General features: G+C 61.9%; 18 protein-coding genes. 9 read left to right on the top strand and 9 right to left on the bottom strand.

Annotation, left to right across the window (positions count from 1 at the left end; all coding sequences use genetic code 11):
- Positions 1 to 247: 247 nt before the first annotated feature.
- A complete protein-coding gene (locus tag VII69_11640) occupies positions 248 to 1,396 on the bottom strand; it encodes a hypothetical protein (GenBank protein HEY5095759.1) in 1,149 nt (382 codons plus the stop codon).
- Between the two features lie 416 nt (positions 1,397 to 1,812).
- On the opposite strand from VII69_11640, the gene VII69_11635 reads away from it, so the two are divergent.
- The 8 genes from VII69_11635 (at position 1,813) to VII69_11600 (ending at position 8,329) form a co-directional block, all read left to right on the top strand.
- Positions 1,813 to 2,388 carry a (2Fe-2S)-binding protein gene (locus VII69_11635; GenBank protein ID HEY5095758.1) on the top strand — a complete coding sequence of 192 codons (576 nt, stop codon included), beginning with the start codon at positions 1,813 to 1,815 and terminating at the stop codon, positions 2,386 to 2,388.
- On the top strand, positions 2,385 to 3,368 hold the full coding sequence (locus VII69_11630; protein ID HEY5095757.1) for a xanthine dehydrogenase family protein subunit M: 984 nt from the start codon (positions 2,385 to 2,387) through the stop codon (positions 3,366 to 3,368). The genes VII69_11635 and VII69_11630 overlap by 4 nt, the downstream gene beginning before the upstream one ends.
- Positions 3,365 to 5,446 (top strand): xanthine dehydrogenase family protein molybdopterin-binding subunit, encoded by a 2,082-nt coding sequence (locus tag VII69_11625; protein HEY5095756.1) that lies wholly within the window; start codon positions 3,365 to 3,367, stop codon positions 5,444 to 5,446. Before VII69_11630 ends, VII69_11625 begins: the two co-directional genes overlap by 4 nt.
- A gap of 139 nt (positions 5,447 to 5,585) precedes the next feature.
- Positions 5,586 to 6,266 carry a flagellar hook basal-body protein gene (locus VII69_11620; GenBank protein HEY5095755.1) on the top strand — a complete coding sequence of 227 codons (681 nt, stop codon included), beginning with the start codon at positions 5,586 to 5,588 and terminating at the stop codon, positions 6,264 to 6,266.
- A complete protein-coding gene (locus tag VII69_11615) occupies positions 6,263 to 6,997 on the top strand; it encodes a flagellar hook-basal body protein (protein HEY5095754.1) in 735 nt (244 codons plus the stop codon). The genes VII69_11620 and VII69_11615 overlap by 4 nt, the downstream gene beginning before the upstream one ends.
- Before the next feature lie 5 nt (positions 6,998 to 7,002).
- A complete protein-coding gene (locus tag VII69_11610; protein ID HEY5095753.1) occupies positions 7,003 to 7,278 on the top strand; it encodes a hypothetical protein in 276 nt (91 codons plus the stop codon).
- Positions 7,275 to 8,054 (top strand): sigma-70 family RNA polymerase sigma factor, encoded by a 780-nt coding sequence (locus tag VII69_11605; protein ID HEY5095752.1) that lies wholly within the window; start codon positions 7,275 to 7,277, stop codon positions 8,052 to 8,054. Before VII69_11610 ends, VII69_11605 begins: the two co-directional genes overlap by 4 nt.
- Positions 8,051 to 8,329, top strand: a complete 279-nt coding sequence (locus VII69_11600) for a hypothetical protein (GenBank protein ID HEY5095751.1) — start codon at positions 8,051 to 8,053, stop codon at positions 8,327 to 8,329. The genes VII69_11605 and VII69_11600 overlap by 4 nt, the downstream gene beginning before the upstream one ends.
- Positions 8,330 to 8,512: 183 nt before the next feature.
- On the opposite strand, the gene VII69_11595 is transcribed toward VII69_11600, so the two are convergent.
- The 8 genes from VII69_11595 to VII69_11560 all read right to left on the bottom strand — a co-directional run bounded on the left by VII69_11595 (position 8,513) and on the right by VII69_11560 (position 13,880).
- Complete coding sequence (locus VII69_11595; protein ID HEY5095750.1) at positions 8,513 to 8,788, bottom strand: DUF167 family protein; 276 nt, start codon at positions 8,786 to 8,788, stop codon at positions 8,513 to 8,515.
- A 130-nt stretch (positions 8,789 to 8,918) separates the two neighbouring features.
- Positions 8,919 to 9,398, bottom strand: a complete 480-nt coding sequence (locus tag VII69_11590) for a DivIVA domain-containing protein (GenBank protein HEY5095749.1) — start codon at positions 9,396 to 9,398, stop codon at positions 8,919 to 8,921.
- Positions 9,399 to 9,412: 14 nt separating this feature from the next.
- Positions 9,413 to 9,823: a cell division protein SepF gene (locus tag VII69_11585; GenBank protein HEY5095748.1), complete on the bottom strand. Its 411-nt coding sequence runs from the start codon at positions 9,821 to 9,823 to the stop codon at positions 9,413 to 9,415.
- A gap of 6 nt (positions 9,824 to 9,829) precedes the next feature.
- Positions 9,830 to 10,576, bottom strand: coding sequence for a YggS family pyridoxal phosphate-dependent enzyme (locus tag VII69_11580; GenBank protein ID HEY5095747.1), 747 nt, complete (start codon positions 10,574 to 10,576; stop codon positions 9,830 to 9,832).
- A 30-nt stretch (positions 10,577 to 10,606) separates the two neighbouring features.
- Complete coding sequence (gene tgt / locus VII69_11575; protein HEY5095746.1) at positions 10,607 to 11,716, bottom strand: tRNA guanosine(34) transglycosylase Tgt; 1,110 nt, start codon at positions 11,714 to 11,716, stop codon at positions 10,607 to 10,609.
- Positions 11,713 to 12,675 carry an RluA family pseudouridine synthase gene (locus VII69_11570; GenBank protein HEY5095745.1) on the bottom strand — a complete coding sequence of 321 codons (963 nt, stop codon included), beginning with the start codon at positions 12,673 to 12,675 and terminating at the stop codon, positions 11,713 to 11,715. The genes tgt and VII69_11570 overlap by 4 nt, the downstream gene beginning before the upstream one ends.
- The gene (lspA, locus tag VII69_11565; protein HEY5095744.1) at positions 12,672 to 13,115 is read right to left on the bottom strand and encodes a signal peptidase II; all 444 of its coding nucleotides are present in this window, start codon (positions 13,113 to 13,115) and stop codon (positions 12,672 to 12,674) included. The genes VII69_11570 and lspA overlap by 4 nt, the downstream gene beginning before the upstream one ends.
- Positions 13,116 to 13,142: 27 nt before the next feature.
- Positions 13,143 to 13,880 carry a cytochrome c biogenesis protein CcdA gene (locus tag VII69_11560; GenBank protein ID HEY5095743.1) on the bottom strand — a complete coding sequence of 246 codons (738 nt, stop codon included), beginning with the start codon at positions 13,878 to 13,880 and terminating at the stop codon, positions 13,143 to 13,145.
- Between the two features lie 129 nt (positions 13,881 to 14,009).
- Between VII69_11560 and lgt the strand changes: the two genes are divergently transcribed.
- Positions 14,010 to 14,855, top strand: a complete 846-nt coding sequence (gene lgt, locus VII69_11555) for a prolipoprotein diacylglyceryl transferase (protein HEY5095742.1) — start codon at positions 14,010 to 14,012, stop codon at positions 14,853 to 14,855.
- Positions 14,856 to 14,923: the final 68 nt, after the last annotated feature.

Here is a 14,923-nt window from a genome sequence, read left to right as displayed (position 1 = left end):
GGCCGGCTATGTTCGAGGATCGCGCGCGTCAATTCGCCCGTGCCGCAGCCGTCATCCAACCAGCGCAGATTGCGCCTCGCGTGCAGCCATGCGAGGAATTCTGGCGCGACCACTCGGCTCCATCGCCCGACGTATCCTTCGTAGGTTTCCGGTTCTGACCACATGTTTATCATCCAGCGGCAGTTCCGCGTTGCGACGGCACCTTCCCCGGGTCAAATTAACTAGGCAGCCCTCTTTTGACACGGTGTCAGCGCGGATCGAGGATTAAGATGCTCGAGACTTGAGATTCACTGGGGTGGCCGACCGCTAAGATGCGGCCGCTAGCCGCGATAGCAAACGCACTCGTGATCGTCCAATCGCCACGAGCTAACTCGTCGAGATAGCGAAAAGTATGCTCCTCATCTCTTGCGCGCGCCACAAACGCGTTCCCGCCGGTCAGCGAGGCGAATTTATTCTCCGGACCGACGCAGCAAACAGCAATCACGCCTACGGTCCCAACAATCGTTCCGTTGCGAATAGCCAAAGCCGAGCCACGCAGTTTGGAGAGCTGCACCACTTTCCCATGTCGCCACAGCGTGGGGTGTGCGCCGTCGATGCAGTCCGTACCGGTTTGTTCGTTCGATTGACCGTTCACGGGCGGCCGGTCATCTCCAACGACATCGCCATCAGCATCGACACCGAAGGCGACGCCAGGTCCAAGTTTCTTTTTCTTTGTGCCATCCCACAGCACTGCTGTTGGCGCTCCAGTCTGAGCACACCAGCCATAGGGCGCGACATATCCGGCCGAATATCGGCCACGCATGGACGTCACGTCGCCGAATCCCAGTGGAGCGACCTTACCATCTTCGACGATGCCGGCCTCGTCCATGTCGTAAGTCGGGTCCCGGTCATGGTATTCGTAGCTAAACTGAGTAGCCTCGCGATAGTCGCCGACGACTGAATATCGCGACGGCGTCTCGACCGCGTCAACTCTCCGATTGAGCGGCCCGCCATATCGAATTGGTAGTTCCATGATTTGTTCGCGCCATGCAGCTGCGCTCCAAGAGAACACCCACTCGGCCTCGCGCGTCGTGCCGGCCCCCTCCGCTAACGTGATGAAGGGCGTTCCGTCGTCTGCCAGCCGCAGACCGGTAATGGAGAAGTCGATTTCAAGAACTCGTGGAAAAGTCAACGGCGGGATGCGTCGGATTGTAGATCGCCTGCCGTTTGCTTTGACGATGACCACGCCATAATTCAGCCCAATAGTTTCGTGAACTGTTGAGGTCGTGTGGCTCGCTAAGTTTACAATACTGCCGGTCGCGATGACCCCGTCTTCGGCACCGCACTGCGTTGCCGGACCGTGTTCGACGAAGGCGACATCGCCGTTATCTGCCATCGCGATGTCGGGCGGAGCCATCGGAGACTGCTTCAATATCCAGGCCGGAAGTGCGCAGCCGGGATCAGCGTTGACGACTGTTACGGCGTACACGCCGCCATGGTGCGTCTTATGCGGCCGAACTGACTGCGTGGGACTCTTCGAGGCTATCGGCGCCGGGGAAGTCGCCGTCGCGGTTTGGGATTGAGCGCAAGCCGCCAATGCCAAGACGAGACCGACGACACATGATGAGCTCAGCTGGCCCTGGCTCTTCACGTGCCGCGACGTGAACGATCGCTTAGGATCGCGGTCCACTCATTCATAATTAGTCCGCAGTTCAGCGCCACGACGGTCCCTTCCCGGGCTCGGCGGGCGGACGCGGATATGCACTCAGGGTTATCACGGCGGCTTTCGGGAAGAACCCGATTATGGACGAAGAAATGCCGCTTGGAGCTCCCATGAATCGACGGCGATTCGTCGTCAAAATATCCGCCACCGCGTTCGTCATGTACCTTGGCCTTCGAGCCGCAGCACGCGCCGCGCGCTCCAGCGCGAAGATTAGCGAATCCAGACCGGAGCGGTTGGTACTGCATGTGAATGGCGCCGAGCGTACGCTCGAGATAGATCCTCGCGTAACCCTGCTCGACGCTCTTCGCGACCACCTAGGACTGACGGGAACCAAAAAAGGCTGCGATCAGGGAACCTGCGGAGCGTGCACCGTGCACGTGAACGGCCGGCGGATCAACTCTTGCCTCACGCTCGCCATGATGCACGCCGGCGACGAGATCACGACCATCGAAGGCATTGCAGACCACGGCCGCTTGCATCCGATTCAAGCGGCGTTTATCAAGCACGATGGATTTCAGTGCGGCTACTGCACCTCAGGACAGATCATGTCCGCGATTGCGCTCCTCAACGAAGGGCATTCGCTCGATCGGGAGACGATTCAAGCCCAGATGAGCGGCAATCTGTGCCGATGCGGATGCTATCCGCATATCGTTGACGCGATTGCGGATGGGAGTGTCACGGAATGAGGCCGTTTCGCTTCTCTCGTATCGAAAGTGTTTCTGCTGCATTGGATGCTGCGGGCGTGGGCGGCTCGGCGAAGTATATCGCGGGTGGCACGAATATTCTAGACCTGATGAAAGATGACGTCGAAGGACCTGCATTGCTCATCGACATCAACGCACTTCCGCTACGCACAATTGAACTTCGCAGCGATCGGTTATACATCGGCGCGCTGGCTCGCATGAGCGACGTCGCCTCTCATGCCGCCGTCCGCAGTTCCTTCCCAATGATCGCAAGTTCGCTCGATCAAAGCGCCTCGCCCCAACTGCGCAATATGGCGTCGATCGGCGGCAATATCCTACAACGCACGCGATGTCCCTACTTCCGCGACGTGGCCACGCCATGCAATAAGCGCACCCCGGCAAGCGGCTGCGGCGCTATCGGCGGAATCAACCGGATGCAGGCGATTCTCGGCACGAGCGATCAGTGCATCGCGACGCATGCTTCTGACCTCGCGGTCACGTTGGTTGCGCTCGATGCGATCGTTCATGTGACCGGAAGTAAGGGAGATCGCGATGTCAGCATTCATGACTTCTATCAGCTGCCACAAGCGAACCCCAACATCGAAACGACGCTTCATCAAGACGAACTGATAACGGCGGTCTCCGTTCCACTGCTTCCGTTTGCGCACAATTCCACATATTTGAAAGTGCGCGACCGCATGGAATACGAATTTGCGCTCGCCTCGGCAGCTGTCGCCATCGAGATAAGCAATAATTCGATTGGTGATGTGCGCATCGCCCTGGGTGGCGTTGGCACGATACCGTGGCGTTCGCGCCAAGCAGAACGCACTTTGATAGGTGCGCCCGCGACTCGAGACTCATTCGAGCGTGCAGCCGAGGCCGCGCTCTTAGGCGCTCGCGGACATGGCGAAAACAACTTCAAGGTGCAACTTGCAAAGCGCACGCTGGTTCGCGCAATCGAGATTACTCTGGAGACGGCATGAGCCAGCCCATCATCGGCAAGCCATACGATCGTGTTGATGGTCCAATCAAAGTCACCGGGCGCGCTCTGTATACCGCTGACAATTCGCTCGACCGCATGGCGCACGCCGTCGTCGTCGCGAGCACGATTGCAAACGGACGGATAACGTCGATCGACGAATCGCGCGCGCGTGCTGCCGACGGTGTCATCGAAGTGTTAACGCATCGCAACGCGCCGCGCGTCAGCACGCACAAGTCAAGCGATACCGAGTCGATTTTGTTCGTGCTTCAAGACGACGTCGTCCAGTTCGACCGGCAGCCAATCGCCGTTGTGATCGCTGAGACGTTCGAGCAGGCGGTGTATGGCGCCGACCAAGTGGTCGTTACCTACGAGAAGATTCCGCCTGCGATGGACATGGAGAGCGCTTCACGCGTCACGCCCGACCAGATATTCGGCAAACCTGCCAAGCATCGGCGTGGAAACGCGGAAGGCGCGATTTCCGCCGCACCCGTTCGCCTGCATCAAACCTACACCACGCCGACCGAACATCACAACCCCATGGAAACACACGGCACAATCGCGGCATGGGATGGTGGTCGCCTGACGATCTATGACTCCACACAGTGGGTTTTCGGCGTGCAGTCGCGCATCGCGAAGATCTTCGGCATCGACGCCGGCCTAATCCACGTCGTTGCGCCCTTCGTCGGCGGCGCATTCGGAGGCAAGGGGCAGGTGTGGTCCCACGTGCCGCTTGCGGTCATGTCCGCAAAAATGGTGGGCCGGCCCGTTAAGCTATTGGCGACCAGGCAACAGATGTTCGGCTGGGTCGGCCACCGGCCCCAGACCGAACAGACTGTTTCGCTCGGTGCGGAGATCGACGGCCGGCTGATTGCCGTCATTCACGACGTTCGCAACGAGACGAGCATGGCCGATGAATTCGTCGAGCCGTCTGCAGTCTTCGCTCGTGATCTGTATGCGGTCGCTAACTTTTCAATGTCGCAAGAGCTCCGCCGGTTGAACATAAGCAAGCCCACGTATCAGCGAGGGCCCGGCGAGTCCACCGGATCTTTTGCCATCGAGTCGGCAATGGACGAGCTGTCGTATGCGCTCAAGATGGATCCTCTGGCGTTGCGAATCCGCAACTACTCGGAAAACTCCCCGGATTCCGGCAAACCGTACACGAGCAAGAAGTTGCGCGAATGTTATGAACTCGGTTCGCAGCGCTTCGGTTGGGCGCAACGGTCTCCCGCCATCGGCTCGATGCGCAACGGCCGTCTGCTTGTAGGGCTTGGCATGGCCTCTGGTTCGCGCGCGACTCATCGAAGCGGCGCGAGCGCGCGGATTCGGATGAATCACGATGGAAGCGTGGTCATCGCCTGTGGAACTATTGAGCAGGGCACCGGGTCATCTACGGTTTATGCACAACTCGCGTCCGAGATCTTAGAGATCCCCCTGCAGCGTGTTCGATTCGACTTCGGCGACACCTCACTTCCACATGCGCCGATTGCCGCTGGTTCGCAGACTGCGAGCAGTGTGGGATCGGTTGTTGCCACGGCTGCTAACCAACTACGCGAAAAGCTCGCTGCACTCAATGGAGCGGTGCCGAGTGACGGCATCGAATTGATGGTTGAAGAGAAGCCCAGCGAACAGGAAGAGCGTTTCGAGCAGCAAGCCTTTGGCGCACATTTTGCCGAGGTGCATGTGGATCCCGATCTCGGCACCGTGCGAGTCGCGCGCTTTGTCGGCGCATATGATGGCGGTCGCATATTAAACGAAAAGACGGCTCGCAGCCAGTTCTTGGGCGGCGTCGTCTGGGGCATCAGTATGGCGCTCTTTGAGAAAACGCGGTATGACGTCCGCAGCGGACGGATCATGAACGCGAACCTGAGTGACTATCTTATCCCGACGAACGCCGACATACCCGACGTGGACATCATCATTGTCGAAGACGATGACACCAACGTCAATCCGGCGCACGTACGTGGAATCGGCGAGATCGGCATATGTGGTTCGGCGGCGGCGGTGGCCAATGCGGTCTATCATGCGACCGGCATTCGTGTACGGGACCTCCCGATTTCGCCGGACAAACTTCTAATCTAGCAAACTCCCGCCCCAGGCGTTCTAAGCGCTGTGCTCCGCTGCTAGCCACCTGTTCATAGGTCGGCCGTATTTTCGCGCCATGTCGGCAACCTCCCGGGCGTATCGTCCTCCCACTTTCCCAAGTAACCGGAGGATCACCATGGACGCACCGGATGCACTTGTGAGCGCGGCCACGGGCATGCGCGCACAGGCGGCCCGTCTCGATCAGATCGCCGCCGATCTCGCCAACGCGGGAACACCAGGTTACCGCGCTTCATTGCCGGCCGCAGCCCGTTTTGCGGATCGGCTTGGCGCTGCCGCCAACGCTTCGTCTTTGCAGGGAGCGTTGCGCCTCACCGGCGTCCCCACCGACGCCGCTTTGAGCGGGCCGGGTTTCTTTGCGGTTGCAACATCCGACGGCGTTCGCTACACTCGCGATGGCCGGTTCTCTTCCGATTCAAGCGGCTCACTCGTGGATGCTCGCGGCAACCGACTTTTGGGCGCCCTTGGACCCGTGCGCTTTCCGCACCGCGCCACGATCGACAGCGAAGGACGCATAGTCTCGGGCGGCCACATCATCGATCGGCTTAGAATAGTAGATGTAGACAAATCCGTCGATCGAGGCGGCGGCTACTGCGCGGCTTTACCTGGAGCGTTGCTCAGCCGGGCGGCGGCGCAGGTTCGCGCCGGCTATCTCGAAGACTCGGGCGTCAATCCCATCGCCGAAATGACCGCGCTCGTCTCCACGCAGCGCGCGTTTGAAGCGAATCAAAAAGCTTCGCAACGCGCCGACGAGACGCTGCGGCGTGCGGTTACCGACGTTCCGGCGGTGCATCAGTGAACCGCGCGCTCGTCGCCGGAGCTGCCGGCATGGACGCACAGCAAGCCATCATCGACGCCATTTCCGCCAATCTCGCAAATGCCGACACGCCCGGTTACCGCGCCGACCGGCCGGAATTCGCCGCGCTCATCACGCCCGATGGTCGCACGCTCGGCACCGCCGATGGTGCGCAGCGAAAGCTCTTCTCGCAAGGCAAACTCGATTCCACGAACAACGACGACGACATCGCGATCGACGGCGAAGGGCTCTTCGAAGTGCACACCGCGGCTGGCCGTGCCGCGTTCACGCGCGCCGGGAATTTCACACCGGACGCCAGTGGACAACTCCGACTTCCCGGCGGCGCCGCGCTCGCGGACGTTCGCTTGCCGCACGGCACCACGCAGATGACGATCGGCGCCGATGGCATCGTTCGCTGCCGCGTCGTCGGCAAACCCGGCGCGGTGATCGCGGGCCACATCCGCCTTTGCGCGTTCGCCGACAACCCGCAACTGCGGCTTGCCGCAGACGGTCTGTTCTATCCCACGCAGGCGTCCGGCAAATGTTATCGCGGATCGCCTGGCACCGGCGGCTTCGGCGCCGTCAAACAACGCTGCTTGGAACGAGCGAACGTCAACGTAATCGGCGCCATGATGGCCATTCTCTCGGCGCAGCGCGCGTATGAGGCCAGCGCCAAGACCGTGCAGGCCGCCGATGAGCTACTGCGCCTCGCCAACAACCTCGAGCGAGGCTGACGCAGATGCCCGATGGACTCGCGCAGGCGTGCGCACAATTCGAAGCTCTGATGCTCAAACAAATGCTGACCGATGCGGGTGTCGGTCGCAGCCTGCAGAGTCGCGAGGCGCAATCCGAAGCTGACGACGGCGAGGACATCAGTGGCCAGCCTAGCGGCGGCACGGGAGACGACTTGATGGAATCCATGTTCGTGGACGCGCTGGCGCAAGCCATCGCCGGCTCAGACCGCACAGGACTCGCACACGAACTCGAAGCTTCGCTTCGGGGAGTTGCGAAATGACGCCGGCTGCAGCGGCTTTGCCCGACGCCGCGCTCGAAACCCACGCACACAACTACGCGCATTCGCGAAGCCAGCGCGACCGTTCGCTCGCGTGCGAGGCGGCGCTCACTCTCGTGCGGCGGATCGCGTCCGGCGTTTTGCGCCGTTTGCCCGCACACTTCGTGAGCGACGATCTTGTCGGTGACGGCTGCGTCGGTCTTTTGCGCGCGCTCGACACCTTCGATCCATCGTTCAAGGTTTCGTTCGAAGCGTGGTCTAGCCGCATCATCCGCGGCGCCATGTTCAACGGGCTTCGCCGCATGGACGTGGTCCCCGAACGCACGCGCCGCGATGCGCGCACGTTGGATGCAGCGCGCTGGCGGCTTGCGCAAACGTTAGGCGAAGCGCCCGACGACCGCGCGGCAGCGACCGGCGCGGGTCTTGACGATGCGAAATTGTACGCCGTCCAGTTGGCCCTTTCGCGGGCGACACCGGTGTCGCTTGATTCTCCGCTGCCGGGCACTCCGAGCGGAGCCACATTCGGTGACCGGGTGATCGCCGACCAACCCGATCCGGCCGACATGGCTCAACTTCACGAAGTGCAGCGGGTGGTCGACGCGGCCGTCGCCGCTCTACCGGCCCGCGAGCGTCTCATCATCGCGGCGTGCTACGCCGGATTCGCGACCTTTAGAGAGATCGGCGGACGGCTCGGCATCAGTAAACAGCGAGTTTCGCAGATCCACAGCCGCACGCTGACCAATTTGCGGAGCACCCTTGCTAGTCAGGCCGACGCATGACGGCGCCGCGATCCGCCGGCTCGCTTGCCACCGTCCGCGGCGCACAAGCGTCCCCGGTCGAAGCGGCCGATGCGATCGCCGCCGTTGCATCTTGGCATACACCGATTTCAAAACGCGATGCCATCACGCTCAGCGTTCGCGCCGCCGCGCTCGTGCGCGCGGGTCTAGCTGTGCGAGCCTACGTGATGGCCGGATGGGAGAACATGCGCACACTCGTTTTGCTTTCAAACGGGCGAACGCTCGTGTTCGAAAACGGCCTCTACGGTTTGTACTAGGGCAAGCTGTACTAGGGCAAGCATCGCTTGCCCCCGTTTTCTTCGCGTCGTAGCGGCCGACTTTTATGGTCGGCCCCGCTCACTCATTTTCGTCGTGTAGGAGGGCAAGCATCGCTTGCCCCACTTTCGTCGTGTAGGAGGGTGAGCATCGCTCACCCTTTATTGGGCAAGCGATTGCATGCCCTACTGCAACTGGTCTTCGGCGAGGCGCTTTAGGACCTCGTCCTTCGTCATGCGCGCAACCGCGAAGGACTTGTGCCGCGATGTCGCGCCGCGAACGAGCGTGACCGCGCTCTGAGGAACGCGCAGCGCGGCCGCAACAGCACGGCGCGCCGCTTCAGTGGCTCGCCCTTCGACCGCGGGTTCGCGCACGCGAACGGTCACCGTCTCGCCTGAGATCACGATGCCGGGCGCTTTCGAACCGGGTTTCACGGCAACGACGAGGAGAGCGCTTACCACTTGGCCTGGGAATTCAAACTGGATACCGCCTGGGCAAGCGATGCTTGCCCTCCTACAGAACTGGGGCAAGCGATGCTTGCCCTCGTACAGAACTGGGGCAAGCGATTCTTGCCCTAGTACGGCTGCACTCCTACTTTTGAAGATGGGAGGGGGCGGAGTTCTGCTGGCCGTTGAGATCTTCGACGAGCGTGAGATGTCTCGTGAGAAACGATCGCAGGTCGTGTTTAACGGTGGTCATCTGGTCCTGCATGCGCGCGAGTTCGGCTTTGGCGTCGTCGATCTTGCGGCGCATGTCCTGCAGCTCGTGACTCACTTCCAGCTTGGCTTGTTCTTTGATGAGATCGGTCTCTTTGTGCGCCGCCGCCTTCATCTCATCGGCGTTGCGCTGCGCGAAGACGAGCGTGTTCTGCAGGGTCTCCTTGATGGCATCGAAATGTGCGACGCGCTCGCGCATATCGCCTAACTCGGATTCGAGTTTGCTGCGCTCGGCGATCATCTCCTCGAACGATTCCGCGACCTCATCGAGGTATTGATCTACCTCTTCGCGCGCATAGCCCTGCAGCGATTTCTTGAATTCTTTGTGCTCGATGTCGAGCGGCGTGATCTTCACGCGATCGCTCCCGATCAGTACGCGTCGTACGCGCTGCCCATCGCGTGCTCCGCGTCTTTTGCGTTGATGTGGACGTTGCTCGGCACGAAGAGGTAGATGCTTTCCGAAAGCCGCTGCATCTTGCCGTCCATCGTGTAGACGACGCCGCTCAAGAAATCCACGACGCGCTGCTGCAGCGTGCGATCGGCGCCGACAAGATTCACGACGACGTGATGACGCGCGCGCAACGAGTCGGCGATGTCGGTGACATCGTCGTACCGCTTCGGCTGGTAGACCGAAACGACCGTGCGCCGAGACGACTTGGCGTCTCGCAGCGAGATGATCGCCGGCCTTCCCTCGTCGTCGAGCAACTCGTCCTCGAAATCCTCATCCTCGGCCTGGCCGAAGAACTGCTTGAAGTTGGTCCACACGCCTGCTGAAAGCATCCTTGCCTATCCTTCCCCGCCGTCCGGCGCGGAAACTTGTTTGGCTGGCCGCTCGCCGAAGAGCGCGGTTCCAAGTCTCACCATCGTGGAGCCCGCCGCGACCGCCGCTTCGAGATCGCCGGACATGCCGAGCGACAACACCGGCCCGCCTGTGATACCCTGGCGCAACTCTCCGAACGTCATGCGTGCCTGTGCGAACGCGTCGCGAACGAGGGCGGCATCGGCTGGTCCCACCGCCATCACGCCGCGCAGCCGCAGATTTGGGAGCGCTCGCATCGCGTCGGCGAATGCCGCCGCTTCGCCCGGCGCGACTCCTGCGCGATCGTCCGAAGCGATGTTGATCTGCACGAGCACGTCGAGCTTCTTGCCGATCTCTCGCGCGGATTGGTCGAGGGCTTTGGCGATGGATAAGTCGTCAACGGATTGGACGACGTCGAACAAATCGGCGACTCGTTTACATTTGTTGCGTTGCAGCCTGCCGATGAAGTGGCGCCGGGCAGAAGCCGCGGCGAGCGGTTCGAGGGCCGCAAATTTGGCCGCCGCTTCCTGAAGGTAGTTTTCGCCGACATCGGTCAGGCCCGCTGCGATCGCCGCCGTAACCGCCTCCGGTCCGAACCCCTTGGTCACCGCCAGCACCGCGACGGTCTCGGGACTTCGCCCTGCCGACGCACACGCGCGGGCTATCCGTTCGCGCACGGCCCGAAGGTTGTCCGCGACGCGGCGCTCGAACGCCGGGGTTTCACAATCGCTCAAGCGTTCGATACGTTCCAACCTGCGGGCCACTTATCCTCCGGAAAGGCCTGCGATGCGCTCGGCGCGGTACTCGGCGAAGCGGCCCGCGAGAATCGACTGGCGTGCCTCGGCCGCGAACCGAACGAGAAAAGAGACATTGTGAATGCTCGTGAGCCGTGCGCCCAGCAACTCGCCGGAACGGAACAAATGCGCTATATATGCCCGCGTGAACCCGCTGCACGCAGTGCACGCGCATTCAGGGTCGAGCGGCGTGAAATCGTCGGCGAATTTGGCGTTGCGTAAGTTGAGCCGTCCGCGCGATGTGAGGGCGAGGGCGTGCCGCGCACAACGGGTCGGGTAGACGCAGTCGAACATGTCGACGCCGGCTGCGATGCCGTCCAATAGATCTTCGGGCGTCCCCACTCCCATCAGATAGCGCGGCTTATGAGCCGGCAACTCCTCGCACGTCGCACGAGTCATCGCAACGCTCTCTTCCTTACTCTCGCCCACCCACAAACCGCCGATGGCATAGCCGGGAAAATCGAGCTCGACCAGCTCGCGCGCGTTGGCGCGCCGGAGATCGTCAAACGTCGAGCCTTGCACGATCGCAAACGTAAGCTGATCTTCGCGCTTCTTCACGGCACGCGCGCGCTGAGCCCACACCAGCGTGCGCCGCGCGGCATCCGCAGCTCGATCGCGATCCACGCCGGCGGGCGCCACGTCATCGAGGAGCATCGCGACGTCCGATCCCAGCCTTTCTTGCAGTGCGACCACGGATTCGGGCGTGAACGTGTGACGCGAACCGTCGAGATGCGAAGCGAAGTGATAGCCGTCGTCGTCCACGCGCGACAACTTGCTCAACGAGAAAACTTGAAAGCCGCCGCTGTCGGTGAGAATGGCTCCGCTCCACGCCATGAATCCATGCAGGCCGCCCGCGCGCTCGATGATCTCGGCCCCGGGCCGCAAATAACAATGGTAGGCGTTCGCCAAGATGATGCGCGCGCCGCACGCGTGCAGTTCGTCCGGCGAGAGACCTTTGACCGCCGCCTGCGTTCCGACCGGCATGAAGACCGGCGTCGGCACATCGCCGTGCGTGGTGTGCAGCAGGCCGGCGCGAGCGACGTCGTCGGTCCGCTGCAGCGTGAAGTGGGATTGCGTCATGCCGGCGTGCCGGCGCGCAAGCGATCCACGAGCACTGCAAAATCGTCGGGCCATGGGGCGGTGAACGACATCGCCTTTCCGGTGATCGGATGGACAAAGCGCAACCGCGCGGCGTGCAGCGCTTGGCGCGGCATGCCAAGCGCCGGCCGGCCGCCTCCGTATGCGCGATCGCCGACGATCGGATGCCCGATCGCCGCGCAATGAACGCGGATCTGATGCGTGCGGCCCGTCTCGAGCTTGAGTTGCGCGAGTGTCAGCACGTCCGGCGGCACAGCGATCCGGCGATGTTCGGCGGGCCGCAACGTGAAAGTCTCCGCCGCGCGATACTGCGTGACGGCGCGCCTGCCGCCGTCGCGCACCGCGAACTTCGTCCGATCGCCTGGATCGCGGCCGAGCGGCGCGTCGATGACGCCGCGTTCTTGCGCGAACCGGCCCCACACAACCGCGTCGTATTCGCGTTCGATCTTTCGCTCGGCCATGTCGCGTGAAAGTCCGCGCATTCCCTGTTCGCTCACCGCGACCACGAGCAGCCCGCTCGTGTCCTTGTCCAGCCGATGGACGATGCCCGGCCGCAACGTACCGTTGATCGCCGGCAGCGGACCCAGCGCGGCGAGCAACGCGTTCACAAGCGTGCCGCGCGGGCTGCCCGGAGCAGGATGCGTCGCCATGCCGGCGGGTTTGTCGACAACGCACAGATCGGCATCGCGATAGACGATGTGAATGGGGATCGCCTCGGGCTTTGCGTCTGGTTCGGACGGCGCGGGAACGTCGACGACCACGCGGTCGCCCTCGGCCAATGCATATGAAGCTTTTTCCGCGGTGCCGTTAACGCGCACGCGATGGGCGCGGATTAGCGACGCACACACCGTGCGCGATCGATCCACCCGGCGTGAGACAGCGACGTCGAGACGCACGCCGGCGTCTTCCGCCGTCGCGTCAAACGTCACCGCCCGCGTCATTGCGCCGGCAGTGCTTTCTTGTCGTGGATGAGCATGCGGATGAGCAGCAGGACGACGCCGATGGAGATGGCCGAATCGGCGACGTTGAACACCGGCCACCAGCGGAAGTCGATGAAGTCCACGACATACGAGAGCCGCATCCGGTCGGCGATGTTCCCGATGGCTCCGCCGAGGATCAAGCCGAACGCGATGTGCGTGGTCATGCCGGCGCTGCCGGTGCTGCGGTACCACAGGAAAAACCCGATGAGCACCGCCGATGCGAACGCAGCCAGCAGCAGCGGATGAGAGCCGAACAACCCGAACGCGCCGTGGGTATTCTGCACGTACGTCAGATAGACGACGTGTGGAATGACGATGCGGCTCTCCTCGGGTAAGAATGTGGTGGCGATGACATGTTTGGTGTATTGATCGGCGGCCACGATGATCGCGGCGATGATCACAAAAACAATCGACAGCGGCTTATTCCTTCACTTCTTGACGTCGTACGCCGCGACCAGGCTTTCGATGCTCTGGCCGGTGAGGTACGAGATGTAGACGGGGACGAGCGGCAGCACGCACGGCGAGATGAACGACACGATGCCTGCCACGAAGACCGCGCCGACCGAGATCACGTCGCCGGATGCTTCAGGCCCGGTGCCGATGTTGGCAAGTGCGGGAAATTTCTCGTAGATCATCGCCGTGATTCGCAAGAACCCGTTGGTGACGAGCACGAGGCCCATTCCGATGACGAGCACGCCCGCTATCACTTCGATGACGGGCAAAAACCGCTTGATGCGATTGAGGAACGGCAAGACGTATTGCAGGCCGATGGCGGTGGCGAGCAGCGGCACGCCAAGTCCCATCGAGTACACGAAGAGCAACCACACGGCTTGGCCCACCGTCTGCGTGGCGCTCGCCATGGCCAAGACCGCCGCGAGTATGGGACCGATGCACGGCGACCAGCCCGCAGCAAATCCTATGCCGACGAGCACGTCGCCGACGTACGACACGCCACCCTTGCGGATCTGCAACCGCTTGTCCATTGCGAGAAACGGCAAGCGGAACAGGCCCACCATATTGAGGCCGAGAAAGATGACCACGACGCCGAGCACGCGCGTTATCAGCGTGCGGTATTCTTCAAATATGCTGCCGAGCGCGCTCGCAGACGCACCCGCCGCGATGAAAACGAGCGTGAAGCCGAGGATGAAGAACAGGGAATGAATCACGACGTCGCGCCTGCCGGCGAAAGGCGCCGCCGGCGCGCGAACGGTTTCGGAACTGGAACTCATCTTTAAGTAACGCCTGTCGCATTATGGGCAAGCGATGCTTGCCCTCCTACAAGAAGGAGAATCTGTTTGATCGCCGCGCTGGCAACGGTCCCACACTGGTTTACGTATCCCAATATCGATCCGGTCGCATTCCACCTCGGCATCTTTTCCGTACGCTGGTACGGGTTGACTTACCTTATCGGCGCCTTGCTCGTGTACCTCCAGTTGCAGAGCAGACGAAGCCGCGCGAGAACCGGCATGAGCGTGGATCAGGCGCAGGAATTCGTCGTCTACGCCATGATCGGCGTCGTGTTGGGCGGACGACTGTTCTTCTTGCTGGCGGATGTGCTCACGCCGATTACGGCGGGTGGGCACACCGTTTCATACTATCTTCAGAACCCGCTCGAAATTATCGCCATCTGGCATGGCGGCATGGCGTTCCACGGTGGATTGATCGGCGCACTGATCGGCATCTGGCTCTTCTTGCGCCGCAACAAGCTTCCGTTTTATCCGGTCGCCGATGAGACCGCACTTTGGATACCCGTCGCGATCGCGCTGACGCGCTGCGCGAATTTCATCAACGGTGAGCTGCCGGGCCGCGTCACCAATTCGCCGGTCGGATTTGTGTTTCCAGGCTTTGCCGGATACCGATATCCGTCGCAGTTGTTTGAAGCAGTCGGTATGCTCGTGATCGTGCTCCCTCTGCTCTGGTGGCTGCATGGCGGCGTGCGCCGGCGCGAAGGTCAAGTGTTTTGGACATTCATCGCGGGTTACGGTCTCGTGCGCACCATCGTGGAGTTCTATCGCGAGCCGGGCATCGTGTTGCTTGGTTTGACCGGCGCGCAATATTTGACCATCGCGATGTTCGTCCTCGGCGTCGTCATGTTTTGGCGAATCTCGAACGCGACCGCGCGGCAACCCGTACCGCGGTAGGAGGGTGAGCATCCCGTACTAGGGTGAGCATCCCGTACTAGGGTGAGCATCCCGTACTAGGGTGAGCA

It is taken from the genome of Candidatus Eremiobacteraceae bacterium, from assembly GCA_036511855.1.
Lineage (GTDB): Bacteria > Vulcanimicrobiota > Vulcanimicrobiia > Eremiobacterales > Eremiobacteraceae > JABCYQ01.
This window is presented reverse-complemented; position numbering and strand designations above follow the sequence as displayed.

Coding starts and splice junctions, on each gene's coding strand:
- tgt (HEY5095746.1), bottom strand. CDS start 11,716: ATGACGCAATCCCACTTCACGCTGCAGCGGACCGACGACGTCGCTCGC.
- VII69_11635 (HEY5095758.1), top strand. CDS start 1,813: ATGAATCGACGGCGATTCGTCGTCAAAATATCCGCCACCGCGTTCGTC.
- VII69_11600 (HEY5095751.1), top strand. CDS start 8,051: ATGACGGCGCCGCGATCCGCCGGCTCGCTTGCCACCGTCCGCGGCGCA.
- VII69_11605 (HEY5095752.1), top strand. CDS start 7,275: ATGACGCCGGCTGCAGCGGCTTTGCCCGACGCCGCGCTCGAAACCCAC.
- VII69_11585 (HEY5095748.1), bottom strand. CDS start 9,823: ATGCTTTCAGCAGGCGTGTGGACCAACTTCAAGCAGTTCTTCGGCCAG.
- VII69_11640 (HEY5095759.1), bottom strand. CDS start 1,396: ATGGCTCCGCCCGACATCGCGATGGCAGATAACGGCGATGTCGCCTTC.
- VII69_11610 (HEY5095753.1), top strand. CDS start 7,003: ATGCCCGATGGACTCGCGCAGGCGTGCGCACAATTCGAAGCTCTGATG.
- VII69_11570 (HEY5095745.1), bottom strand. CDS start 12,675: ATGACGCGGGCGGTGACGTTTGACGCGACGGCGGAAGACGCCGGCGTG.
- VII69_11625 (HEY5095756.1), top strand. CDS start 3,365: ATGAGCCAGCCCATCATCGGCAAGCCATACGATCGTGTTGATGGTCCA.
- VII69_11620 (HEY5095755.1), top strand. CDS start 5,586: ATGGACGCACCGGATGCACTTGTGAGCGCGGCCACGGGCATGCGCGCA.
- VII69_11630 (HEY5095757.1), top strand. CDS start 2,385: ATGAGGCCGTTTCGCTTCTCTCGTATCGAAAGTGTTTCTGCTGCATTG.